General features: G+C 69.8%; 21 protein-coding genes and 1 tRNA gene. 18 read left to right on the top strand and 4 right to left on the bottom strand.

Features of this window, described 5'->3' with window-relative positions:
• Positions 1 to 4: 4 nt before the first annotated feature.
• The 10 genes from DA075_RS08655 (at position 5) to DA075_RS08610 (ending at position 13,727) form a co-directional block, all read left to right on the top strand.
• Complete coding sequence (locus DA075_RS08655; protein WP_099952854.1) at positions 5 to 805, top strand: biotin--[acetyl-CoA-carboxylase] ligase; 801 nt, start codon at positions 5 to 7, stop codon at positions 803 to 805.
• A 202-nt stretch (positions 806 to 1,007) separates the two neighbouring features.
• Positions 1,008 to 2,681 carry a ribonuclease J gene (locus DA075_RS08650; RefSeq protein ID WP_099952853.1) on the top strand — a complete coding sequence of 558 codons (1,674 nt, stop codon included), beginning with the start codon at positions 1,008 to 1,010 and terminating at the stop codon, positions 2,679 to 2,681.
• Positions 2,682 to 3,006: 325 nt separating this feature from the next.
• Positions 3,007 to 3,411, top strand: coding sequence for a methylmalonyl-CoA epimerase (mce, locus tag DA075_RS08645; RefSeq protein ID WP_048462544.1), 405 nt, complete (start codon positions 3,007 to 3,009; stop codon positions 3,409 to 3,411).
• Entirely contained in the window at positions 3,408 to 3,746 is a 339-nt protein-coding gene (locus DA075_RS08640; protein ID WP_232385898.1) for a DUF1467 family protein, read from the top strand. Before mce ends, DA075_RS08640 begins: the two co-directional genes overlap by 4 nt.
• A gap of 484 nt (positions 3,747 to 4,230) precedes the next feature.
• Complete coding sequence (gene proS, locus DA075_RS08635) at positions 4,231 to 5,565, top strand: proline--tRNA ligase (RefSeq protein ID WP_099952852.1); 1,335 nt, start codon at positions 4,231 to 4,233, stop codon at positions 5,563 to 5,565.
• 4 nt (positions 5,566 to 5,569) lie between these two features.
• A complete protein-coding gene (locus tag DA075_RS08630; RefSeq protein ID WP_099952851.1) occupies positions 5,570 to 6,880 on the top strand; it encodes a lipoprotein-releasing ABC transporter permease subunit in 1,311 nt (436 codons plus the stop codon).
• A gap of 111 nt (positions 6,881 to 6,991) precedes the next feature.
• The gene (locus tag DA075_RS08625; protein ID WP_099952850.1) at positions 6,992 to 7,693 is read left to right on the top strand and encodes an ABC transporter ATP-binding protein; all 702 of its coding nucleotides are present in this window, start codon (positions 6,992 to 6,994) and stop codon (positions 7,691 to 7,693) included.
• A gap of 184 nt (positions 7,694 to 7,877) precedes the next feature.
• Entirely contained in the window at positions 7,878 to 10,556 is a 2,679-nt protein-coding gene (ppdK, locus tag DA075_RS08620; protein WP_099952849.1) for a pyruvate, phosphate dikinase, read from the top strand.
• Positions 10,557 to 10,616: 60 nt separating this feature from the next.
• Positions 10,617 to 12,353 (top strand): adenylate/guanylate cyclase domain-containing protein, encoded by a 1,737-nt coding sequence (locus DA075_RS08615; protein WP_099952848.1) that lies wholly within the window; start codon positions 10,617 to 10,619, stop codon positions 12,351 to 12,353.
• Positions 12,354 to 12,506: 153 nt separating this feature from the next.
• Positions 12,507 to 13,727 carry a cell wall hydrolase gene (locus DA075_RS08610; protein WP_099956493.1) on the top strand — a complete coding sequence of 407 codons (1,221 nt, stop codon included), beginning with the start codon at positions 12,507 to 12,509 and terminating at the stop codon, positions 13,725 to 13,727.
• Here the strand turns inward: DA075_RS08610 and DA075_RS08605 are convergent.
• Positions 13,700 to 14,890: a hypothetical protein gene (locus DA075_RS08605; protein ID WP_099952847.1), complete on the bottom strand. Its 1,191-nt coding sequence runs from the start codon at positions 14,888 to 14,890 to the stop codon at positions 13,700 to 13,702. The genes DA075_RS08610 and DA075_RS08605 overlap by 28 nt on opposite strands.
• A gap of 618 nt (positions 14,891 to 15,508) precedes the next feature.
• Between DA075_RS08605 and DA075_RS08600 the strand changes: the two genes are divergently transcribed.
• Complete coding sequence (locus DA075_RS08600; RefSeq protein ID WP_099952846.1) at positions 15,509 to 16,111, top strand: hypothetical protein; 603 nt, start codon at positions 15,509 to 15,511, stop codon at positions 16,109 to 16,111.
• Between the two features lie 209 nt (positions 16,112 to 16,320).
• Complete coding sequence (gene acuI, locus DA075_RS08595; RefSeq protein ID WP_099952845.1) at positions 16,321 to 17,310, top strand: acrylyl-CoA reductase (NADPH); 990 nt, start codon at positions 16,321 to 16,323, stop codon at positions 17,308 to 17,310.
• A gap of 49 nt (positions 17,311 to 17,359) precedes the next feature.
• Here the strand turns inward: acuI and DA075_RS08590 are convergent, their stop codons facing one another.
• Both DA075_RS08590 and DA075_RS08585 read right to left on the bottom strand, forming a co-directional pair.
• Positions 17,360 to 17,563 carry a hypothetical protein gene (locus DA075_RS08590; protein WP_099952844.1) on the bottom strand — a complete coding sequence of 68 codons (204 nt, stop codon included), beginning with the start codon at positions 17,561 to 17,563 and terminating at the stop codon, positions 17,360 to 17,362.
• 83 nt (positions 17,564 to 17,646) lie between these two features.
• Positions 17,647 to 17,943 carry an antibiotic biosynthesis monooxygenase family protein gene (locus DA075_RS08585; RefSeq protein ID WP_099952843.1) on the bottom strand — a complete coding sequence of 99 codons (297 nt, stop codon included), beginning with the start codon at positions 17,941 to 17,943 and terminating at the stop codon, positions 17,647 to 17,649.
• A gap of 223 nt (positions 17,944 to 18,166) precedes the next feature.
• Between DA075_RS08585 and queA the strand changes: the two genes are divergently transcribed.
• Positions 18,167 to 19,255, top strand: a complete 1,089-nt coding sequence (gene queA / locus DA075_RS08580) for a tRNA preQ1(34) S-adenosylmethionine ribosyltransferase-isomerase QueA (protein ID WP_099956492.1) — start codon at positions 18,167 to 18,169, stop codon at positions 19,253 to 19,255.
• Complete coding sequence (tgt, locus tag DA075_RS08575; protein WP_099952842.1) at positions 19,252 to 20,385, top strand: tRNA guanosine(34) transglycosylase Tgt; 1,134 nt, start codon at positions 19,252 to 19,254, stop codon at positions 20,383 to 20,385. Before queA ends, tgt begins: the two co-directional genes overlap by 4 nt.
• A gap of 4 nt (positions 20,386 to 20,389) precedes the next feature.
• On the opposite strand, the gene DA075_RS08570 is transcribed toward tgt, so the two are convergent.
• Positions 20,390 to 21,469 carry a hypothetical protein gene (locus DA075_RS08570; RefSeq protein ID WP_099952841.1) on the bottom strand — a complete coding sequence of 360 codons (1,080 nt, stop codon included), beginning with the start codon at positions 21,467 to 21,469 and terminating at the stop codon, positions 20,390 to 20,392.
• Positions 21,470 to 21,597: 128 nt separating this feature from the next.
• On the opposite strand from DA075_RS08570, the gene DA075_RS08565 reads away from it, so the two are divergent.
• From DA075_RS08565 to DA075_RS08545, 4 genes are all read left to right on the top strand, one after another.
• A tRNA-Lys gene (locus tag DA075_RS08565) sits at positions 21,598 to 21,673 on the top strand.
• A gap of 286 nt (positions 21,674 to 21,959) precedes the next feature.
• On the top strand, positions 21,960 to 22,178 hold the full coding sequence (locus DA075_RS37410; protein WP_244936540.1) for a hypothetical protein: 219 nt from the start codon (positions 21,960 to 21,962) through the stop codon (positions 22,176 to 22,178).
• Complete coding sequence (locus DA075_RS08555) at positions 22,175 to 22,420, top strand: hypothetical protein (protein WP_099952840.1); 246 nt, start codon at positions 22,175 to 22,177, stop codon at positions 22,418 to 22,420. Before DA075_RS37410 ends, DA075_RS08555 begins: the two co-directional genes overlap by 4 nt.
• A 514-nt stretch (positions 22,421 to 22,934) precedes the next feature.
• Positions 22,935 to 24,386 carry an ATP-binding protein gene (locus tag DA075_RS08545; protein ID WP_099956490.1) on the top strand — a complete coding sequence of 484 codons (1,452 nt, stop codon included), beginning with the start codon at positions 22,935 to 22,937 and terminating at the stop codon, positions 24,384 to 24,386.
• Positions 24,387 to 24,670 lie beyond the last annotated feature (284 nt).

The raw sequence follows: 24,670 nt of genomic DNA, 5'->3' as shown, positions 1-24,670 counted from the left end.
GCGCATGACCTTCGTGCTCGACCCCGCGGCCACGGCCGCGGGATACCGCCTCGAGGTCCATGACAGCCTCGGCTCGACGAGCACGCAGGCTTTGACGCGCGCGAAAGAGGGCGCGCCGGGGCCTCTCTGGGTCGTGGCCGTGGAGCAGACCGGCGGCCGCGGCCGGCGCGGCAAAGGCTGGAGCTGGATCCCCGGCAACCACGCCGCGAGCCTGCTCTGGCCGGTGCCGGCGGGTCTCGCCCCGGACCGGGTCGCGACCTTGAGCTTCGTCGCCGGCCTCGCGGTGGAGCGGGCGCTCCACCGCGCCTGCGGTCCAGGGCCCGACGGACGCGCTCCGGATTTCAGGCTCAAATGGCCGAACGACGTGCTGCTGGGCGGCGCCAAGCTCGTCGGCATCCTGCTCGAGATGGAGACGCTGCCGGGCCGCGGCACGGTCGTCACGGTCGGCATCGGCATCAACGTGACCGGCGCCCCCGAAGGATTGCCCTACGCGGCGACCTCCCTGGCGGATGCCGGCTACACCGTCGACGCGCCGGGGCTGTTCCGCCTGCTGACCGCTGCCTGGGTCGAGGCCGAGCGGCTGTGGGACGAGGGACGGGGCTTTTCGCGGGTCCGCCAGGCCTGGCTCGCCGCGGCCGCGGGCCTCGGCGGACCGGTCAGCGTCCAGGCCGGCGGGCGGAGCGTCACCGGGATCTTCGAGACGATCGACGAGGGCGGCCGACTGGTCGTCCGGCCGGCGGAGGGGAACCGCATCGCGGTCTCCGCCGGCGAGGTGCATTTCGGAGCGGCCGCCAGCGCGGCCTGACGGGGAGGCGGACCGGCGCCCGCGCGGCGACGACGCCTTTCCGACACGTTCGAAGTCTTCCGGCGGGGCGCCCCACGGCGCCGCCGCCGCGCGGCCGTTTCCCGGCCGCACACGCAACATGACGGCGCCGTGACCGTGACGGCAGACGAGGCCGTTCCTCGAGTGGGACCGCGACGGCGGTCCGTGTGATGATGGTATGGGAATGTCGAACAAGGGAGATGAGCTGATCTTCGTGCCCCTCGGTGGGGTGGGTGAGATCGGCATGAACGCCGCGCTCTACGGCTTCGGTCCTCCGAAGCACCGCAAGTGGATCATGGTCGATCTCGGCATGGGCTTCGCCAGCGAGGAGCACATGCCGGGTGTCGACCTGATGTATCCGGATATCAGCTTCGCCGAGGAGCATCGCGAGAACCTGCTCGGCATCCTAATCACCCACGGCCACGAGGACCATATCGGTGCCATCGGCGAGCTGTGGCCCAAGCTGAAGGTGCCGATCTACGCCACCCGCTTCACCAAGAACCTGATCGAGGCCCGCCGCCTCGGCGAGCCGGGCGCGCCCAAGGTCGACATGCGCGAGGTGCCGGCGGACGGCCGCCTCGAGCTCGGACCGTTCTCGATCGAGTACGTGCCGGTCGCCCACTCGATCCCCGAGGCGAATGCCCTCGCCATCCGCACGCCGCTCGGGATGGTGCTCCATACCGGCGATTGGAAGCTCGACGATACGCCGGTCGCCGGCAACTCGACCTCGGCGGAGACGTTCACCCGCCTCGGCGAGGAGGGCGTGCTGGCGCTCGTCTGCGATTCGACCAACGTCACCCGAGAGGGCCGCTCGCCGAGCGAGGCGGAGGTGGCCGATCACCTCGCCGAGTTGATCCGCAACTCGCCGCACCGGGTCGCGGTGACGACCTTTGCGTCGAACGTCGCCCGCATGCGCGCCGTCTGCCTCGCCGCCCAGGCCTGCGGTCGCGACGTGGTCGCGGTCGGCCGCGCCATGGACCGGGTGATCGATGTCGCCCGCGAATGCGGCTACCTCGACGGGCTGCCGGAGATCCGCGGCGCCGAGGCCTATGGCTACCTGCCGCGCGAGAAGGTGGTGGCGCTCCTCACCGGCTCGCAGGGCGAGGCGCGGGCGGCCCTGGCCCGCGTCTCCCGGGACGAGCATCCGGAGATCGCGCTGTCGCCCGGCGACCGGGTGATCTTCTCCTCGCGGGCGATCCCCGGCAACGAGCGGGCGGTCGGCGCGATCATCAACGACCTGATCGAGGCCGGTATCCAGGTCATCACCGACCGCACCGAGCTCGTCCACGTCTCGGGCCATCCGCGCCGCGACGAGATGGCGGCGATGTATCGCTGGACCAAGCCCCGCATCGCGGTGCCGGTGCACGGCGAGGCGCTGCATCTCGCCGAGCACGCCACCTTCGCCCGCAAGCAGGGCGTGGACCAGGTGGTCAAGGCCCGCAACGGCACCCTGGTCCGGCTGGCGCCGGGCGAGCCGGAGATCGTGACCCACGTCAAGAGCGGGCGGATCTACAAGGACGGCAACGTCCTGGTCGATTCGAACGACCGCGCCATCCCCGAGCGGCGCAAGCTCGCCTTCACGGGCATCGTCTCGGTGGCGATCGCGCTGGATCGCAACGGCGAGGTCAAGGGCGAGCCCTCGATCGACCTGATGGGCCTGCCGAGCTACGGCCGCAAGGGCGAGGTCATCATCGACATCATCGGCGACGCGGTCGAGCGGACGGTCAACGGCCTGTCGCGGGTCAAGCGGCGGGATTCCGAGGCGGTGGAGAACGCCGTCGACCGGGCGATCCGCTCCGCCGTCAACGAGGTGTGGGGCAAGAAGCCGGCCTGCCACGTGATGGTGGTGGAGGTGTGAGGGGCGTCGCCCGCCGGCGCGTCCGGACATAGCGCCTTCAACCCTCCCCCCTCTGCGGGGGAGGGTGCCTCGCGGATGCGAGGCGGGAGAGGGGCGACGCGACGCTGGTCCGGGTAGCGCCCGTCACGCCGGTTCAGCCGCTTCCGGAAGCGTGGTTCCCCGCCCCCCGCCTACTCCGGACGCCGCCTTCACCTGCAGAGGGGGAGGAGGTTACCGGCGCCCCAAGCGGTCTTCGTTTCGGCGCCGAGACGGGTCGATGCCGTGGCGCGACCCCGCACCGCACCCTAAAACCAACAACGCCCCAGGGACACGGAGGAACACCCCCATGATCGGCAGGCTCAACCACGTCGCCATCGCGGTGAAGGATCTCGAGGCCTCGGCCAAGGTGTATCGCGACACGCTCGGCGCGACCCTGTCCGCCCCGCTGCCGCAGCCGGAGCACGGCGTGACGGTGATCTTCGTCGAACTCCCCAACAGCAAGATCGAGCTACTCGAGCCCCTCGGCGCGGACTCGCCGATCAACGCCTTTCTGGAGCGCAACCCGGGCGGCGGCATCCACCATGTCTGCTACGAGGTCGACGACATCCTGGCGGCCCGCGACAAGCTGAAGGCTCAAGGCGCGCGCATCCTCGGCACCGGCGAGCCGCGCATCGGTGCTCATGGCAAGCCGGTGCTGTTCCTGCACCCGAAGGACTTCCTCGGCACCCTGGTCGAGCTGGAGCAGGCGTGACCGTGAACGCGCTCCTCGACCGCGCCACCGCCTCGGTGCCGCGCACCCTCGCGGTGTGTGTGCTCCTGATGCTGCCGATGCTGGCGCTGGCGATCTGGGGCTTCCGCCTCAGCGGGTTCGGGGCGGGGGCGCTCTACTTCGTGGTGTGGTGGACGGTGCTCTTCGCGGTGCTGCCGTTCCGGGCCGCCCCCGACGGGACCGAGGTGATCGTGCCGGGTCAGGATCTCGGTGCGCCACACAAGCCGCAGATGCGCCGCAAGGCCGTGTGGACCACGCTCGTGTCGGACGTGGTGTTCATCGTGGCGGTCGCGGCTTTCCCGCTCGCCGGATTGTGACGGGCCGCGGCCTCACAAGGTCGCGGACCGCAACGGCAAGTGCGGAACCTCGACGCCGAAGCGCAAAATAAAAAAGCAAGGCTCGGAAGCCTTGCTTGATAGCTTTCTGAATGTTGATACCAGCCTATGATCTGTTGTTCACCCGTTCGGGCGTTGAGGCTGGTTTTTCCTCCCGAGACTCGGACCTTGCGCGGCGCCGTTCGGCCTGCCTGCGCATCATCGCGAGGACGCTTATAGGAAGAAGAATTCGCATTGTCACCTGGGTTCGAGCAGGTTGATGCGTTTTTTTGCATGGCCGGCGTATTTTCTTTCCCCGACCCGCGCCGGGCGCGGGGGAGGAGCACCGGTCGGCCCACCGGCCCTGCGTTTCATGTTTTGCGAACGGGGCCGGAAGCGTGCAAAAGGGCGTTCCCCGGGGATCAGCCGTCCCCGCCGGGGCCCTGCCCCGACGACACGCCACCTGCCTGCCACGCCAAGGTCCGACATGCGTCTCAGCCGCTACTTCCTGCCCATCCTGCGCGAGACGCCCAAGGAAGCCGAGATCGTCTCGCACCGGCTGATGCTGCGCGCCGGCATGATCCGCCAGGAGGCGGCCGGCATCTATGCGTGGCTGCCGCTGGGCCTGCGCGTGCTCAACCGGGTCACCGACATCATCCGGGCCGAGCAGAACCGCTCCGGCGCGGTCGAGCTCCTGATGCCGACGATCCAGTCGGCGGACCTCTGGCGCGAGTCGGGCCGCTACGACGCGTACGGCAAGGAGATGCTGCGCATCAAGGACCGGCACGAGCGCGACATGCTGTTCGGGCCGACCAACGAGGAGATGATCACGGCGATCTTCCGCTCCGCCGTGCGCTCCTACAAGGACCTGCCGAAGAACCTCTACCACATCCAGTGGAAGTTCCGCGACGAGGTGCGGCCGCGGTTCGGCACGATGCGCTCGCGCGAGTTCCTGATGAAGGACGCCTACTCGTTCGACCTCGACCAGGCCGGCGCGCGGCACTCCTACAACAAGATGTTCGTGGCGTATCTTCGCACCTTCGCGCGGCTCGGCCTCAAGGCGATCCCGATGCGGGCCGAGACCGGGCCGATCGGCGGCGACCTGTCCCACGAGTTCATCATCCTGGCCCAGACCGGCGAGAGCGAGGTCTTCTGCGACCGCGCCTATCTGGACTTCCCGACCCCCGAGGCGGCGACCGACTTCGACGACGTCGCGGGCCTCCAGGCGACCGTCGACCACTGGACGTCGCGCTACGCCGCCACCTCCGAGATGCACGACGCCGCCGCCTTCGCGGCCGTGCCGGCGCCCGAGCAGATGGCCGCCCGCGGCATCGAGGTCGGCCACATCTTCTATTTCGGCACCAAGTACTCGGAGCCGATGGGCGCGAAGGTCACCGGGCCGGACGGGCAGGAGCGCCCGGTCCATATGGGCTCCTACGGCATCGGCCCGAGCCGGCTGGTGGCGGCGATCATCGAGGCCGGCCACGACGAAGCCGGCATCGTGTGGCCGGACGCGGTGGCGCCGTTCGACGTCGCGCTCCTCAACCTCAAGGTCGGCGATTCCGCCACGGATGCGGCCTGCGCCAAGCTCCAGGGCGAGCTGGAGGAAGCCGGCCTCACCGTGCTCTACGACGACCGCGACGAGCGCCCGGGCGGAAAGTTCGCCACGGCCGACCTGATCGGCCTGCCCTGGCAGGTCATCGTCGGGCCCAAGGGCCTGGCCGAGGGCAAGGTCGAGGTGAAGCGCCGCGCCACCGGCGCCCGCGAGACCGTGGCGCCCGACGCCGTGCCGGCCTACCTGCGCCAGAACCGGACGGCTTGAGCCGATGGCCCTCGCCGCCATCCGCGACCGCCTGCCGAAGGTCGGCGCGCTCCTCGGCGCGCGCGGCGGGGGCGGCACGCTGCCCTTCGCGCCCTTCGAGTGGACGATCGCCGGGCGCTACCTGCGCACCCGGCGGAAAGAGGGCTTCGTCTCGGTCATCGCCCTGTTCTCGTTCCTGGGGATCATGCTGGGCGTGGCCACCCTCATCATCGTGCTCTCGGTGATGAACGGTTTTCGCAAGGAACTCTTGAGCAAGATCGTCGGGATCAACGGCCACATCTTCGTCGCGCCGATCGACCGGCCGCTGACCGACTTCGCCGACCTGTCGGACCGGCTCGGCAAGGTGGCGGGCGTCCACCTCGCCCTGCCGATGGTCGAGGGCCAGGCCTTCGCCTCGTCGCAGTTCGGCGGCTCCGGCGTGCTGGTGCGGGGCGTGCGGGCCGACGACCTGAAGAAGATCCCCTCCGTCGCCAACACCATCCGGGGCGGCACGCTGGAGACCTTCGACACCGGCGGCGGCGTCGCCATCGGCAAGAGGCTGGCCGAATCCCTCGGGCTGCAGGCGGGCGACACGATCACGCTCGCGACGCCGAAGGGCGCCACGACCCCGTTCGGCACCGCGCCGCGGATCAAGAGCTACAACGTGGCGGCGGTGTTCGAGGTCGGCATGTCCGAGTTCGACGGCACCTTCGTGTACATGCCGCTGACCGAGGCTCAAGGATTCTTCAACCGCGACGGCGACGTCTCGGTGATCGAGATCTTCCTCGACAACGCCGATTCCGTCGGCGAGGCGCGGGGCGAGCTGGAGCTCGCCGCCGAGCGCCCCGTGCTGATCACCGACTGGCGCCAGCGCAACCGCACCTTCTTCTCCGCCCTCGAGGTGGAGCGCAACGTGATGTTCATCATCCTCACGCTGATCGTGCTGGTGGCGGCGCTCAACATCGTCTCCGGCCTGATCATGCTGGTGAAGGACAAGTCGAGCGACATCGCGATCCTGCGCACCATGGGGGCGACGCGGGGCGCGATCATGCGGGTGTTCCTGATCACCGGCGCCTCGATCGGCATCCTCGGCACGCTGGCCGGCTTCGCCCTCGGGCTGGTCTTCTCGGCGAACCTCACGGCGATCCAGCGCACGCTGTTTCCCGGCGCCTGGGACCCGACGGTGCGGTTCCTGTCGGAGATCCCGTCCGAGACCAATGCGAGCGAGGTCGTGGCGGTCGTGGCCATGTCGATGGTGCTGTCGCTCCTCGCCACTCTCTACCCGTCCTGGCGCGCCGCCCGGCTCGACCCGGTGCAGGCCCTGCGCTACGGCTGAGCCGTCGGGCGTTCGCCCCCCGATCCTGTTCCCGAGTACCGTCCGGATGCCGCGACCCGTTCCACCCATGCGCTCCGCCCCGCGCTGCTCCGCGAGAGGCGTTCGACCCTGATGGACGACACCCAGCAGCAGCCGGTCCCGGCGCTCTTCCTCGCCCAGGTCGAGCGGCGCTACGCCCAAGGCAGCGGCCATCTCGAGATCCTGCGCGGGGCCGACCTCGCGATCTGGCCCGGCGAGATCGTCGCCCTCGTGGCGCCGTCCGGCACCGGCAAGTCGACCCTGCTCCACGTCGCCGGCCTGCTGGAGCGGCCGGACGGCGGCGAGGTCTATATCGGCGGCCAGCCGAGCGCCCGGATGGACGATGCCGCCCGCACCCGGATGCGGCGCGAGGAGATGGGCTTCGTCTACCAGTCGCACCACCTGCTGCCCGAATTCTCGGCGCTGGAGAACGTGGTGCTGCCCCAGCTCATCCGCGGCCTCCCGGCGAAGGAAGCGCGGTCCCGCGCCTCGGAACTCCTGTCGTTCCTCGGCCTCAAGGAGCGTCTGAGCCACCGCCCGGCGGAACTGTCCGGCGGCGAGCAGCAGCGCGTCGCCATCGCGCGGGCGCTCGCCAACGGCCCGCGGCTGCTGCTCGCCGACGAACCGACCGGCAACCTCGACCCGCAGACCGCGGGCCACGTCTTCGCGATCCTGGTCTCCCTGGTGCGCGCCTCCGGGGTCGCGGCCCTCATTGCCACCCATAACCTGGAACTGGCGGGTCGGATGGACCGGCGGGTGACGATCCAGAACGGACTCATCGTCCAGCTCGCCTGACCGGTCGCCGCCCGACTGCCGGGCGCTACATTCCCCGCAGAAGCCGGACTGAGGGATTCTCCGCGCGCGAGGGTGCTGGACGGCGCTGCCGTTCAGCTTGCGTTGGGGTTGCGAATGGTCCAACCCCGGCGGGACGTCAGGCGGCAGCCGCTACGAACGGACGAGAGACATGGCCGGAAGTGAGATGGCGAAGTGGGTCTACACCTTCGGCGACGGCAAGGCCGAGGGGAAGTCGGCGATGCGCGACCTGCTCGGAGGCAAGGGCGCGAACCTCGCGGAGATGTCGAATCTCGGGCTCCCGGTGCCGCCGGGCTTCACCATCACGACCGAGGTCTGCACCTACTACTACGATCACGGCCGGCAATACCCGCCGGAGCTCGAGGGCCAGGTCGCCGCGGCGCTCGAGGCGGTCGGTAGCCTGACCGGTCGCCGCTTCGGCGATGCCGAGTCGCCTCTCCTCGTCTCGGTGCGCTCCGGGGCCCGGGCCTCGATGCCCGGCATGATGGACACGGTGCTCAACCTCGGGCTCAACGACACCACGGTCGAGGCGCTCGCCCGCGGCGCCGGCGACGAGCGCTTCGCCTATGACAGCTACCGACGCTTCATCACCATGTATTCGAACGTGGTGCTCGGCGTGGAGCACCATTCCTTCGAGGAGGTGCTGGAGCGCTACAAGGACGAGAAGGGCCTCACCCTCGACACCGAGCTCGGCGCCGCCGACTGGAAGCACCTAATCGGCGAGTACAAGGCGCTGGTGAAGCGCGAGCTCGGCCAGGATTTCCCGCAGGACCCGCAGGCCCAGCTCTGGGGCGCGATCGGCGCGGTGTTCGGCTCGTGGATGAACCCGCGCGCCAACAAGTACCGCGAATTGCACAACATCCCGGCGAGCTGGGGCACCGCGGTCAACGTCCAGGCCATGGTCTTCGGCAACATGGGCGAGACCTCGGCCACCGGTGTCGCCTTCACCCGCAACCCCTCCACCGGCGAGAAGGCGCTCTACGGCGAGTTCCTGATCAACGCGCAGGGCGAGGACGTGGTGGCGGGCATCCGCACGCCGCAGGACATCACCGAGGCCGCCCGCATCGAATCCGGCTCCGACAAGCCCTCGATGGAGCGGGCGATGCCGGAGGCCTATGCCGAGCTGGTGCGGATCTACGGCCTGCTCGAGCACCATTACCGCGACATGCAGGACATGGAGTTCACGGTCGAGACCGGGAAGCTCTGGATGCTGCAGACCCGCAACGGCAAGCGCACGGCGAAGGCCGCGCTGCGCATCGCCGTCGAGCTGGCGGCGGAAGGCCTCATCACCCACGAGGAGGCGGTCGGCCGCGTCGAGCCCGCCTCCCTCGACCAGCTGCTGCACCCGACCATCGACCCGAAGGCCGAGCGCAAGGTGATCGCCACCGGCCTGCCGGCCTCGCCGGGCGCGGCATCCGGCGAGATCGTGTTCAATTCCGAGGAGGCCGAGGCCGCCAAGAAGGCCGAGCGCAAGGTCATCCTGGTCCGCGTCGAGACCTCGCCGGAGGACATCCACGGCATGCACGCCGCGGAAGGCATCCTGACGACCCGCGGCGGCATGACCTCGCACGCGGCGGTGGTCGCCCGCGGGATGGGCAAGCCCTGCGTCTCCGGCGCCGGCTCGATCCGGGTCGACTACGCCGCCCGCACCCTGTCGGTCGGCGGCGTCACCCTCAAGGCCGGCGACCGCATCACCATCGACGGCTCGAACGGCCAGGTGATGCAGGGCGCCGTCGAGATGATCGAGCCCGAGATGTCGGGCGATTTCGCCGCCCTGATGGAATGGGCCGATGCCGTGCGCACCATGAAGGTCCGCACCAACGCCGAGACGCCGCTCGACGCCCGCACCGCGCGCAAGTACGGCGCCGAGGGCATCGGCCTGTGCCGCACCGAGCACATGTTCTTCCAGGAAGAGCGCATCGTGGCGATGCGCGAGATGATCCTGGCCGACGACGCGGAGGGCCGCCGCGCCGCGCTCGCCAAGCTCCTGCCGTACCAGCGCCAGGACTTCGTCGAGCTGTTCACCATCATGTCGGGCCTGCCGGTGACGATCCGGCTCCTCGATCCGCCGCTGCACGAGTTCCTGCCGCATTCCGACAAGGAGATCGGCGAGGTCGCCGCCGCCACCGGCGTCCAGGAGGACAAGGTGCGGCGTCGGATGAACGAGCTGCACGAGTTCAACCCGATGCTCGGCTTCCGCGGCTGCCGGCTGGCGATCCTCTACCCGGAGATCGCCGAAATGCAGGCGCGGGCCATCTTCGAGGCCGCCGTCGAGGCCGCCAAGCAGACCGGCACGCCGATCATCGCCGAGGTGATGGTGCCGCTGGTCTTCACCCGCACCGAGTTCGACCTGGTCAAGGCCCGCATCGACGCCATGGCGAAGGCCGTGGCCTCGGAGACCGGCAGCGAGGTCGAGTACCAGGTCGGCACGATGATCGAGCTGCCGCGCGCGGCCCTCCGGGCCGGCGACATCGCCCAGACGGCGGAGTTCTTCTCCTTCGGCACCAACGACCTGACCCAGACGACGCTCGGCATCAGCCGCGACGATGCGGGCCGGTTCCTCGGGCCGTACACGCAGCGCGGCATCCTGGCCTCCGACCCCTTCGTGTCGATCGACCAGGAGGGCGTCGGCGAGCTGGTGCGGCTCGCCGCCGAGCGCGGCCGGGCGGTGCGGGACAAGCTGAAGCTCGGCATCTGCGGCGAGCATGGCGGCGACCCGGCCTCGATCGCCTTCTGCCAGGAGACCGGCCTCGACTACGTCTCCTGCTCGCCCTTCCGGGTGCCGATCGCGCGGCTCGCGGCGGCGCAGGCGGCGCTCAAGGTGAAGGGCCGCGGCGAGGCCTGAGCCGACACGGAGCGGCGGGCCGTCCTCCCGGACAGGCCTGCCGCCTCATGAGAGGAGCCCATGCGCGACCCGCCCCCCGCCGGCCGTCCCGATCCGGAGGCCGGCGCCCGCCTGTGGCGCGGCTCGCTCGCGCAGCGCCTGCGGCTGGTCTCGGGGTTGGTCCTGTTCGCCTTCGCAGGCACGCATTTCGCCAACCACGCGCTGGGCCTCGTCGGCCTCGACACGATGATGGACGTGGCCCGCTGGCGGGTCGCCGTCACGCGCTCGCTTCCCGGCAGCCTGATCCTCGGCCTCTCGCTCCTCGCCCATGTCGCCTTCGCGCTGGTGCGGCTCGCCGAGCGCCGGACGCTCCGGATGCCGCCCTGGGAGGCGGCGCAGACGCTGCTGGGCTTCGCGATCCCGTTCCTGCTGGTGCCGCACGTGCTGGGAACCCGGATCGCCAACCTGGTGGACGGCACGCGGACCAGCTACGCCACCGTGATCGCCCGCATCTGGCCCGACGGCATGGGCTTCCAGACCGCGTTGCTGCTGGTCGTCTGGCTGCATGGCTGCCTCGGCCTTCATGCCTGGCTGCGCCTGTCGCCGCTCTACCGGCGGATGGCGCCGCTGCTCGCCGTGCCGGCCTTCGGCCTGCCGGCCGCGGCGCTCGCCGGCATCGTCACGCAGGGGCGCATCATGGAGCGGGACCGGGTGCTGGCGCGCCGCTTCGACGCGCCCGACCTCGACGCCCGCTGGCCGGTGCCGCAGGTCGATCCGGCCATCGCCGCCTGGGGCGACACCGTCACGGGGGCGATCTACGCCGCTGTCGCCCTGGCGCTCGGGGTGGTGCTGATCCGGGCGGCCGCGACCCTGCGGGCCCGGCGCTACAGCGTCACGTATGTCGGCGGGCCGACGGTCAAGAGCCTCGAAGGCCCGACGCTCCTCGAGATCAGCCGGGCGAACCGGGTGCCGCACGTCTCGGTCTGCGGCGGGCGGGGACGCTGCTCGACCTGCCGGGTGCTGGTGGTCGGCGGCGAGGAGAACCTGTCGGCCGTGAGCCTCCAGGAGGCCGCGGCCCTGCGGGCGATCGGCGCCCCCGGCAACGTGCGCCTCGCCTGCCAGGCACGGCCCTCCGGCGACGTGGCGTTGGTGCGCATCCTCGACCCGCACCGCGACTCCGCGGGCGTGCACCTGACCAGTACGGACGTCGCCGGGATCGAGCGCGAGGTGGCGATCCTGTTCGTCGACATCCGCGGCTTCACGCCGCTCTCCGAGCGCAAGCTGCCCTTCGACGTGGTGTTCATCCTCAACCACTTCTTCGAGGCGGCCGGGCGCGAGATCGAGGCGGCGGGGGGCTGGATCGGCGGCTATGCGGGCGACGGTCTCCTGGCCCTGTTCACCCATCCGGACGGGATCGGCCCCGCCTGCCGGGCGGCCTTCGCGGCCGCCGGCCGCATCGACGGCGCGGTGGCCGAGCTCAACCGGCGGCTCGCCGCCGAGCTGCCGGCCGCGCTCAGGATGGCGATGGGCCTCCATGCCGGCCCCCTGGTGCTCGGCCGCCTCGGCTACGGCGCGAGCCGCGGGATGTCGGTGATCGGCCCGGCGGTGAACCTGGCGAGCCGGCTCGAATCCCTCGCCAAGGCCGCCGACGTGCAGCTCGTCGCCTCGGCCGAGGCGGCGGAGCGCGCCGGCATCGCCCTCGACGGCCTGCGGGTCGAGACCGTGGCGGTGCGGGGCGTGCGGGCCGAGCTTCCGGTGATCTACGCCCCGCGGGCCGTCGATCTCGCCGGACGGTTGCGCAGCCCCGCGTCGGCTTAACCAACGCTCAACCATACCCCGCGACACTCGCAGTCAGATTGTCGGTCCCGCGCGGGCCGGGCGGGCGCGTGCGAGAGTGGGGTCGAGGCTGTGAGCAGGCGGTACTTGCGCAAGCGCGACCTGCGCCGACGGCAGGTCCGGCGGACGAAGGGGATGCGCTGGCTCGGCGCGGCCGTCGCGCCCTGGGCCGTCGGCCTCGGCGTCCTGGTCTCGTTCACGGCTTCGGCCGGCTACGAATCCTCGCTCGGGTCGAGCGCCGTCGCGCGCCTGGTGCCCCGCGGGATGCCGCCGCTGCCGGAGCGCGGCCTGATCACGCCAGTGTCCCTGTCACAAGCGAGCCTGTCGCCGAGCAGCCTCACCGGCCCCCTGCGCCTCGCCCTCGACGCCGAGCCGCTGCGCCCGGACCTGAAGGTGGATGCCCGCACCCGGCCGGAAGCGCAGCGCACGCACAAGGGCGACGCCCTGGTGCCGGCCCGGGTCGCCGGCGCCGGCCGCGCCGTGCCGCTCACCACCGGCTGGCTCGGCAGCACCGGCCCGAGCGTCGCCTCGACCTTCACGCCAGGTCCCGCCACCTGGAACCCGGAGCTCGAGCCGCAGGAGGGGTTCGTGCCCCTGCCCGACGCGGATGGCGGCGAGGCGGGCGCCAGCTCGCCGGCGACCGGCGCCTCGGCGCCGACCCGCGGCGCGACGGCCGCCGGGCAGACCGCCGACAAGGCCCGCGAGGCCCGGGAGCGGGGGAGTCAGGGCGGCAGCACCCCGGCGGTGCCCCGCGCCGTCGCCCTGTCCTCGACGACGCCGGCCCCGGCCGACGCGACGCCGGTCGAGATCGCGGCCGGCGGCCAGATTTCGCCGCGACTGGACCGCGACGCCAAGGCTGCGGTCACGACGGCCGCCCGCATCGCCCCGGAGGCCCTGCCGACCGAGGATGCGAGGCGCCGCTACGCCGACCTGATCACCCCGGAGAACGCCGAGAAGGAGCAGCGCTGCCTGGCGGAAGCCGTCTATTTCGAGGCCCGCGGCGAGCCCGAGCAGGGCCAGGCGGCGGTCGCCCAGGTGGTGCTCAACCGCGCGAAGAGCGGCCTCTACCCGGCCAATATCTGCGGCGTGGTCTACCAGAACCGTCACCGCTACATGGGCTGCCAGTTCTCCTTCGCCTGCGAGGGCAAGTCCCTGCGCATCACCGACGACGCCTCCTGGCAGACCGCGACCCGCATCGCCCACGCGGTGGTCGAGGGCCGCACCTACCTCGCCGATGTCGGCGGGGCGACGCATTACCACGCGGATTACGTGAAGCCGCGCTGGTCGCGCCGCCTGCGGAAGATGGACGTGATCGGCCGCCACATCTTCTACCAGCTGCGGCCGGGGCAGACCTGACCTGTCGCGCGCAAGATCAGACGGCACGGCGCGCAGGTTCGGCTGTCACCCGTTTCGGGATCCGCCGATAGGCCGCGGCGCTGACGCCCCCGCTCCCGGCCCGAAGCCCGCACGGCCGGTGCTACGGCACCGTCCCACTCGTCGGGCCGGGACGGAACGCGTTGTCGTTGGCGAAGTAGCTTGTCGCCACCGAACCGACGCCACTCATCACGAGCGAGCCCGCCCCCCACGCATCGTGCCGGAGGCCCGATTGCGCGCCCGCTCTCGACCAGCCCATACCCGGCGCCGTCGATGCTGGTCACGTCGACGACGCTGTCGTTGCAGCCGTTGAGGGAAACGCCCGTCGAGGGCGATTTCTGCACGGCCACGTCGGCACGGATACGGGACGAGGTGTCGAACTGCACGCTCGGGACAGCGGGGGCGGCAAGCACACCGGCGCGCCCGACCACGCTGATGCTCGTGTTGACGTCGTTGCAGGCGCGGCAGGCGAAGGCCTGCCCGAGCGACCCGTAAACCTGGACCTGACCGCCGATGAGATTGCTGATGCCGTCGAGGACGAGGTCCGGCCCGCGCACGTCGTCGATGAGAATGCGCCCGTTGAGGTCAATGCTGGCGATCGCCCCGGGGACCGGGGTCGAGAGCACGATCGCGATGGCGTCGAGCTGATCGGCGAGGGTCGGGACGGTCTCCACCGAGGGTCCGAGCACGTCCATCCGGACAATGTCGAGCCCGGCCATGTCAGCGATGCGGATGCCCTCCCACGTCACCGGAGAGGTGTTGAGGGTCTGGTCGACGCGCAGATCGACCGTGAAGAACCCGCGCGAGGGCCGGATGTTGAACTGCCGGCCGCGCGTCTGTTCGGCAACGACGTTCCGGGTCGTCAGATCGACGACGCAGTTCGCCGCGCTGGGCTCGTCGCCCACGCACTCGAAGGCGGTCTGGCACCGGAGGCCGTCGAGCGTCACGCGGCAGACGATGCCGCTGGCCGTGCCGAGCCGCACGACGGTCGAGCCGGCCGGCGCTGCCGCCATGGCGAAGATCGGATGGCCTTCGATGGACGACGAGAGGTCGTCGCCCGTCATCCGGAAAATGCACGTCGAGGTCTTGGAGCGGACGGTGCTCGTCCCCTCAAACACGATATGAACGCCGCGCGGCACCGTCACGCAGGCGTTGATGTCGTAGCCGCGGTCCAGCTTGGGAAGACGCGGGCGCCCGGGCCGGTCGGCTGACGGAACGGCTCGTCGCCGAACACGGCCTGCTCCGGCCAACGGGCCTCCGATCGAGAGTCGAACCGACGCGGGTTGAGGCCGATCCCCTCCAGGACGGCGCTACCGATGCAGCAGAGAGGGCGGCTCATGCGCTCTCGACCCCGGTCTCGTGCAGAGCGCCGTCCCGGGCATCACGGGCCCGGCGGTCGGCCATGCGGGAGGTCTGCCGGTGCATGCCGGCGGCATCGCGCACGCCGTGGACGTGGACCGGGCCGGTGATGGTCGCCCGACCGCCCGACGACGTCTGCGCGCTCGAGCAGCAAGGTTTACGCCGACACTATCGGAATCAGACAATTCGAGGGTTCCCGAGTCCCGCGCGCCGATCGACTCTCAGGCTTGCGCGAATCCCTCCGCAATTCACCGAAATACGTAGTAAATCCCGAGGGCAACTTTACCCTCTTCAGGCTTTCGGCTTGCCTGACGGACAGCGGAGCGGCTTCTCTCTCGGGCAAGCGTGGCGCTGGCGAGCGCCGCGCGGGCCCGTTCTCCCGCCACCCCCGAGGAAGCCTGACCATGACCGCCCGGGTCACCCGTGCCACCAGCCGTGCCACCGCCGCGACCGCCCTCGCGGCGGGCCTGCTCTTCGCCGCACCGGCCCTCGCCGGCGGCTATGGCTGCACCACCGATTGCTACCGCCACGTCGCGACGCCGCCGGTCTACGGCACGGTGTCCGAGCAGGTGATGGTGCGCCCGCCGCGCACGGTGAACCACGTCGTGCCGCCGGTCTATGACACCGTCTCCGAGCAGGTCCTGGTCGAGCCCGCCCGCCGGGTGTGGCAGACCTCCGTCGACGCCTATGGCCAGACCGTCGGCTGCTGGGTCACGATCCCGGCCCGCTACGCCACCCAGACCCGCCGGGTGCTGGTGCGCCCGGCCCAGGTGGTGCCGCAGGTGATCCCGCCGGCCTATGCCTCCTACCAGCGCCGCGTCCTGGTCGAGCCCGCCCGCTCCGGCTGGGTGCCGGCCCATGGCGGCTACGCCGCCGGCCCGGCCCCGGGCGGGATCGTCGGCGCGGGTCTCGGTCTCGCGGGCGCGGGCATCGGGCTGGCCGGCGCGGCGGTCGGCGCCGGAACCGGCGTCGTCTTCGGCGGCGGCAGCCTCTACGACGGCTACTGAGCCGGAATGCGGCCCGGGCTCAGTCCTGGGCCGCCTGCCTGGGCCGCCTGCCCAGGCCCTGTGCCCAGGCCCTTTGCCCAAGCTCCCTTGCCAGGGCCTCCTTGCCAAGGCCTCCTCGTCTCCGGGTGCCTTGCCGTCGGGGGTGGTCCACCCCACAACCCTGCACAGGCGAACGCGGCTGGATCCGCGCGCGATCAGGGAGGCGGAGCGTGGGCACCTTCAAGGCGGTGGTGATCGAGAAGGGCGAGGGCGGCCAGCGGGTCGCGCTGAAGGATGTCGACGAATCCGAGCTGATGGACGGCGACGTCACCGTCCGGGTCACCCACTCCACCCTCAACTACAAGGACGGGCTGGCGCTGACCGGCAAGGCGCCGGTGGTGCGGCGCTGGCCGATGATCCCGGGGATCGACTTCGCCGGCGTGGTCGAGACCTCCTCCCATCCGGACTGGAAGCCCGGCGACGCCGTGGTGCTCAACGGCTGGGGCACCGGCGAGACCCATCTGGGCGCCTATGCGGAAAAGTCCCGGGTCAAGGGCGACTGGCTGGTGGCCCTCCCGGCGGCACTGACCCCCGAACAGGCGATGGCGATCGGCACCGCCGGCTACACCGCCATGCTGGCCCTGCTGGCGCTGGAGCGCCACGGCCTCACCCCCGAATCCGGCCCGGCCCTGGTGACCGGCGCGGCCGGCGGCGTCGGCTCGGTGGCGATCTCGCTCCTCGCGAAGGCCGGCTGGCACGTCATCGCCTCGACCGGGCGGGCGGACGAGGAGGCCGCGTACCTGCGCGGCCTCGGCGCGGCCGAGATCATCGACCGGGCCGAGCTGAGCCAGACGGGCAAGCCCCTGGGGAAGGAGCGCTGGGCCGCCACGATCGACGCGGTCGGCTCGACGACGCTCGCCAATGCGCTGGCGATGACCCGGTATGGCGGCGCCGTCGCGGCCTGCGGGCTCGCCGGCGGCATGGACCTGCCGACCTCGGTGGCGCCGTTCATCCTGCGCGGGGTGGCCCTCTACGGCATCGAGAGCGTGATGGCGCCGCTCCCCTTGCGCCGCGAGGCGTGGGCCCGGCTCGCCCGCGACCTCGATCCCGCCGCCCTCTCGGCGATGACCACCACCGTGCCGCTCGCTGAGGTGATCGACCGCGGGCCCGAGATCCTGGCCGGGCGCATCCGCGGCCGCGTCGTCGTGACGATCGGGTAGGCGCGGCTCCGCACGGTGCGGGCTCAGCCCGTGCCGATCTCTCCCAGCGTCAGGCGGTGGCCGGCCGGGTCTCCGCCCGGGCCTGCTCGCGCAGGCGGCTGACCTGGGCCCGCGCCCGGGCCGCCGCGGCCTTGCGGGCATAGTGGCGGCGCATGAAGCCGAAACGGGCGGAGGCCGCCAGGCTCTCCAGCCGCTCGGCCTCGCATTCCCACCAGACGACGAGCTCGGCATCGAGGGTCGGATGGCTGGCCATGACGGAAACTCCACGACGATCGGGGTGCCGCTCCAGATGGGGCGGCGCAGGCCGTCCTGCCAAGGGCTTCCAAGCGATGCCCGTCAGGTGCGGATCACCTCGTAGAGCCCCGGATGGTGCGGGAAGCGGTCCCTCTCCGGCCCGACCAGGGCGCGGAAGGCCGGATCGGCGGTCGCCGCCCGGAACGCCCCGGTCGAGCGCCAGGTCGCGACGTTGATCAGCGGGAAACGGGCGCCCGGCGCGATCGCCCGGTGCAGCCGCGTGTCGACGAAGCCAGGCTGGCGGCGCAGGTGCTCGGCCGCCCGCTCCCAGAAGGCGATGGCCGCCGCCTCGTCCTTCGGGTCGATCTCGAAGGGGTTGATCAGCACCACGTCGCTCATGAGCCTGCCTCCGGCGCGCCGCTCTCCGCGTCCAGCTCCAGCGCGGCGCGTGGGCGCCGGAGCGGGGTCGTGGCGTCTTCGAAGGAATGCGGAGGGCGGCCCGCCCGAAGCGCGAGACGCCCACCCAATTCGACATCACGATGCTTATTCGACAACACGTTGTCAATGACTTCGAATGCCCGTGCCCATTGATCCGGCGGCGGAATCCTGGCTGAAGGACCGCATGCGCGTGGACCTGTTCGATTTCGACCTGCCGGAGGACCGCATCGCCCTCCGGCCCGCGGTGCCGCGGGACGGCGCCCGCCTGATGCTGCTGCACCCCGGCGCCCCGCCGGAGGACCGGGTGGTGCGCGACCTGCCCGGCCTGCTGCGGCCCGGCGACGTCCTGGTCTTCAACGACACGCGGGTGATCCCGGCGCGCCTGCGCGGCCTGCGCCACCGGCCCGACGGCCCGACGGTGCGCCTCGAGGCGATGCTCCACCTGCGGGAAAGCGCGGACCGCTGGCGCGCCTTCGCGCGCCCGGCCAAGCGCCTGCGGGTCGGCGACCGGGTCAGCTTCGGAGAGGCCGGGGAGGGCGAGACCTGCGCGCTCACCCGCCTCGACGCCACGATCGTCGAGCGCGGGGAGGGGGGCGAGACCACCTTCGCCTTCGACCTCGCCGGGCCGGCCCTCGACGAGGCGGTGGCGGCTCTCGGCGAGCTGCCGCTGCCCCCCTACATCGCGGCCAAGCGCCCGACCGACGCGCAGGACGCCGCCGACTACCAGACCGTCTACGCCCGGGAGCCCGGGGCGGTGGCCGCTCCCACCGCCGGCCTGCACTTCACCCCCGCGCTGCTCGACGCTTGCGCCGCCGCCGGCCTGGCGCAGGTGCGGGTGACGCTGCATGTCGGCGCCGGCACCTTCCTGCCGGTGAAGGCCGACGACACCGACGCGCACCGGATGCATGCCGAGATCGGCGAGATCACGCCGCAGGCCGCCGAGGCCCTGAACCGCGCCCGCGCGGCGGGCGGGCGCCTCGTCGCGGTCGGCACCACGGCGCTCCGGCTCCTCGAGAGCGCCGCCGCGCCCGACGGCACGATCCGGCCCTGGACCGGCGCCACCGACATCTTCATCACCCCGGGCTACCGCTTCCGCGCGGTCGACGTGCTGATGACCAACTTCCATCTGCCGCGCTCGACCCTGTTCATGCTCGTCTCGGCCTTCGCCGGGCTCGAGCCGATGCGGGCGGCCTACGCCGCCGCGATCGCGCGCGGTTACCGCTTCTATTCCTACGGCGATAGCAGCCTGCTCTTCCGGGCGGAGACGCGATGACCGACCAGTTCAGCTTCACGGTGGCGGCGACCGACGGAGCCGCCCGCACCGGCGAGATCCGGATGCCGCGGGGCGTCATCCGCACCCCGGCCTTCATGCCGGTGGGCACCGCCGGCACCGTCAAGGCGATGTACCCCGAGCAGGTGAAGGCACTCGGCGCCGACGTGGTGCTGGGCAACACCTACCACCTGATGCTGCGCCCCGGCGCGGAGCGGGTGGCGCGCCTCGGGGGCCTGCACGCGATGATGCAGTGGCCCTACCCGATCCTGACCGATTCCGGCGGCTTCCAGGTCATGTCGCTGGCCGGTCTCCGCAAGCTCGACGAGACCGGGGTGCGGTTCCAGTCGCATCTCGACGGCTCGACGCATCTCCTGAGCCCCGAGCGCTCGATCGAGATCCAGGGCCTGCTCGGCTCCGACATCCAGATGCAGCTCGACGAGTGCGTACGCCTGCCCGCGCCCGAATCGGCGATCGAGAGCGCGATGCGGCTGTCCTTACGCTGGGCCGAGCGCTGCCGCATCGCTTTCGGCGACCAGCCCGGCAAGGCGATGTTCGGCATCGTGCAGGGCGGCGACATTCCGGCACTCCGGGTCGAGAGCGCGAAGGCGCTGGTCGGTCTCGACCTCAAGGGCTACGCCATCGGGGGGCTGGCCGTCGGCGAGCCGCAGGCGACGATGCTGGCGATGATCGAGACGGTCGAGCCGCACCTGCCGACCCACAAGCCGCGCTACCTGATGGGCGTCGGCACGCCGGACGACATCGTGCAGGCGGTGAGCCGCGGGATCGACATGTTCGACTGCGTGATGCCGACCCGGGCCGGCCGGCACGGCATGGTCTATACCCGCCACGGCCGCCTCAACCTGCGCAATGCGCGCTTTGCCGAGGACAACAGCCCCCTCGACCCGGACTCGACCTGCCCGGCGGCGAACCTCTACAGCAAGGCCTACCTGCACCACCTCGTCCGCGCCGGCGAGATTCTGGGGATGATGCTGCTGACCTGGAACAACCTGTCCTACTACCAGGACCTGATGGCGGGCCTGCGCAAGGCGATCGCGGCCGGCCGGCTCGCCGACTTCATCGGCGAGACCCGCGAGGGCTGGGAGAAGGCGGAGCGCGACCGGGCGGCGTGAGCCCTCACGGTCTCGCCGCCCGCGGGCCAGCGAGCACCCGGTAAACCCCGTCCGGATCGTCGCGGCCCTCGTCGACCGCCCGGCGCAGGCTCGAGACGATCCGATCGGCGACCGGAAGGCGGTAATGCAGGGCGTCCCAGTAATTGGTGTCGTCCCGCGTCACCGGCGAGGGGATGCGGAAATCGATCGCCATGGCGCCGTGCCGGCGGGCGATCGCTGCGACCCGTGCCTTGCAGATCGCCTCCCGGGCGGCCGCCGGGCTGCCGGGCCTGGCTTGCGCCGCCACGTTGACCGGCATGAAGGCGACGATCTTGCGCGCATCCGCCGGCGCGAGGCCGAGGAGCTCGTCGAGCCAGGGGAGGGCGGGCATCGCCGGATCCGCCTCGGGGCCTCCCCCTTGGGCGGACGCTTCCGGCGCCGGCGCGTCGCCATGGATATGCGCCGCCGCGCGGGCGGCGTCGTACTGCGATTCCGGCGGGGTGAAGACCTCGTAGCCGTCACCGCGGATGCGGGCGGGCCTCCGTCCGAGACGGTGGAGCAGCGCCCGTCCGGCGATCTCGACGCTCTGCTGGTTCCATTGATGGAAGAGCGCAGTCCAGGCCAGGGGCTCGCGATAGAGCCAGGGCGGGAAGGCCCGGAAGGTCAGGCGCTTCCTGTCCGCATCCGCCTCGCACCACGGCGCGTCGAGGCCGAACAGCACCGCCTTGGCGGGCGCCCGCCGCAGGAACAGCCGGGCGAGCTGCACCTGCTCCCAGGGCGTCGCGGCGTTCATGGCGAGGTTGGCGAAACGCCCGCCGAAATCCCGGTCGAGGGCCTGCGGGTCGAGGAGCCGGGCGGTCGACGTGCCGAACACCGCCGAATCGTAGATCCCGGCCCGCACCACCTGCGGGTACATGAAGCGCTGGTTGAGATCCATGATCGGCCCCGGCGCCCGTCCGGGCGCGGCGCGCAGGCCGTAGGGGTCGAGGACGGTCACGAAGGCGAGCACGAGGAGTCCCGTCACCCCGGCCGCGCCGAGGAGAAGACCGGTGAAGCGCCGCCACAGCGCGGCGGAATCGGCGTGCAAGTCGGGCTCGGAAGGCATCGCGGCAGGGCTTTTGTGGGCGGCCGTGGTCTCCCGGTTGACCCGGCCGCGTCAACCCCCTATGTCCGGCTCTGCTCCGAACAGGACCAGGGCCGGCCCGCCAGCGCCGCGCCGTCATTTTCGGGAGCGGGCGCGTAGCTCAGCTGGTAGAGCAACGGACTTTTAATCTGTAGGTCCTGGGTTCGAGTCCCAGCGCGCTCACCATTTTTCTCAATAAATCCAGAGACTTAGACTGTCGGATGGCTGCGGCCATCTTACCGATGTGTCCAAGATCGTCTCACCTGTGTCCAAATCCCATCGGAAGAGACTCCGTTCGTGGCCCCTCTTCTGGTAGGCCGTGTGGATGGCATCGATACTCCCACCCACCGTCCTCGAATGGTCCCGTGGCCTCGCCAGCCTATCCCCTGGCGCGCCGCCCTGCCGCGGCCTCCGCCCCGATGAATGGGCCGAGACGCACCGGCGCTGCCAGGAGTTCGTCGAGCGGTGGGGGATGCAGGCGCACGCCGCGGGGTGGGACACACTGCGGCTATTCGGCGTCGGGCCTCAGACCGGCACGCTCCGCGGCGACTTCTGCGGGATCCTGATCCCGTGCTCCGTCGACGTGCACGAGGTCACGCCCGAGTGGATCAAGCTCGGGAAGTGGACGGCGTACCGCCACGAGCCGGTGAAGATGCCGGGCATGATCCCGGTGTGGGAGTGCAAGCGATGACCGGCGGCGAGGCATACAGGGCGAAGCTCATCACCGACGACGCGCTCGACGCGGCGATCGCGGCCTATCTCGCTGATCCGTCGAAGCCGGTCGTGCTGGAGATCGGGAATGGCAGCCTCGACGTCGCCGCGGCCGTCCTGGCGAACGCCTACAGCACGGAGGTGCTGGCACGGGAGGGCGTGACGGCGCCGCAGCGGCGGAATGCGGTGAAGACGGCGATCCTGCTGGCGCCAGTAGGGTGAGGCAGAGAGCGCTTAGCAGCCGATCGAAGTGGCCATAAATGGCAGCCTCCGACCCCCCTATGCGACGCTCATCATCGGATACGGATCGGCAGAGGCATGCCGAGGGCGGGGACGATGGCATGTGGCTACGGTCTTTGGCCGGAGCCGGTGCTGTAGAATGACGGGTTGCCACGAGACGCTTACGGACGGCGCTGGTGGTTAGGCCCGGCTGGGAACTTGGACCTTCCCGTCATACCGCTTTTTGTGATATCCTTATTTAATGAACTCGCCATTTCCAGGTGCACCGAAATCACGCGGTCGGCCAAAGACGACGGGCCGTGGCACGGGCATCATGGTCCGGTGTCACGAGGAGCAACTGGGCGCTCTCGACGCTTGGATCGCAGACCAACCTGACCCCAAGCCCTCGCGGCCGGAGGCGATCCGGGAAGCGCTGGCGGAGCACCTGACGGCTAAGGGGTATCTGAAGTGAGCTTGCGGTTGTTGTTCGTTATTTTTGGAGCATCATAGGGCCAGCATGCAACACACTCGACACATTGCTATTATTGATGAACTTTTAAACCTTCCGGCAGAGACCACTTGGGTCGAATTCAAGAACGGGAACGAAGATCCAGATCGCATAGGTAAGACTATTTCTGCCTTAGCGAATGGCGCTCGGTTGGCAGATCGTCCTATGGGATATCTTGTCTGGGGTGTTGAGGACGCCAATCGCACTATTGTTGGAACGCAGTTTGAACCTAGCACTGCGAGCGGCAAGGGATCGCAGCCGTTGGAAATATGGCTTGGGCGCATGGTGGACCCATGCCCTGCGCTGGCATTCCATGTCATACCCCACCCTCAAGGCAGAGTGGTTCTCCTTGAAATTCCGCCGGCGACACATGCCCCGGTAGCTTTTGAGCGCCAAGCTTATATACGCATTGGCAGCTCAGTTACTCGCCTTTCCGATCACCGAGATCGCGAAAAAGCGCTTTGGGCCAAACTACAAACCTTCGCTTGGGAGCAAGGAATTGCTATCCCCTTTATTACAAGCGAGGAAGTGATTTCCACACTTGATTATCCATCTTATTTCACACTCACAAATCAGCCGTTGCCAGAATCAGCCGATGTTATCTTAAATAAACTTCAAGATGATAGGCTTATCGACAAGGATGCCGGCGGCAGATGGAATATTCTAAATCTAGGCGCAATATTATTTTCCAGACAAATAAATTCAATTGACAGACTGTCAAGGAAGGCGGTCCGGGTTGTCGACTATGAGGGACGAGATAGGACCCGGACACGCAGACGTTGGGATATGCCTGAAGGGTACGCGTCAGGTTTTGCCAATCTCCTTGCCACTGTTAACAGCATGCTACCTGCAAATGAACATATAGGACAAGCTTTTAGAGAGGAAAGAAGGGTATATCCAGAAATTGCGGTTCGTGAGTTGGTCGCAAATGCCCTAATACATCAAGATATGACAGTAAGTGGAGCTGGGCCGACGATTGAGATATTCGCAGATCGCATCGAAATTACAAATCCTGGAGCACCCCTAAACGAGCCCCGACGTTTAATTGATCTACCGCCGCGCTCTAGAAACGAGTCCTTAGCATCTCTGACACGACGCATGCGAATGTGCGAAGAAGGTGGAACGGGCTTAGACAAAGTAGTTGCATCAGCAGAGCTTTACCAGCTGCCCGCTCCAGACTTTCGGGCTGAGAGTGATAACATGAGAGTAGTCATGTTCGCTCCGCGGGGATTTGGTGAGATGACGGCCGCCGAGCGAATTAGAGCGGCTGATCAGCATGCGACACTGTGCTACTTAAGCGGCTCCCGGATGACAAACACATCGCTGCGGCAACGGCTTGGCATCGCGGGCCAGAACGCCGCCCAAGCCTCCCGAATCATTAAAGAGGCCTTGGCCCTGGATCTTATACGCCCCGCCGATCCAGCGATGCCACGTGCTGGATACATCCCAGGGTGGGCGTGATCTTTTGATCGGGTTTTGATCGACGGCCTGATCGCGAGCCGTTCGGCGGGTTCGGCGCATATAGATCAATGGGTTAAGGAGCGAACGGCACCGCAAGGGTTTTGATCGGGTTTTGATCGGGCGTGCATTCATGTGCCCGCAGTTCTCAGATCAGCCCACCCTCAGACACCAGCGCCTAGAAGGCTCTCCGCAACCTGTCCCGCCACCCGCTCAGCCGCAGCAACCAACACGGCATCGAGGTGGTGCGCGTACTGGCTGGTGATCGTCTAACCAACATGTCTAAG

Origin of the sequence: Methylobacterium currus (assembly GCF_003058325.1) — a bacterium.
GTDB classification, from domain to species: domain Bacteria; phylum Pseudomonadota; class Alphaproteobacteria; order Rhizobiales; family Beijerinckiaceae; genus Methylobacterium; species Methylobacterium currus.
This window is presented reverse-complemented; position numbering and strand designations above follow the sequence as displayed.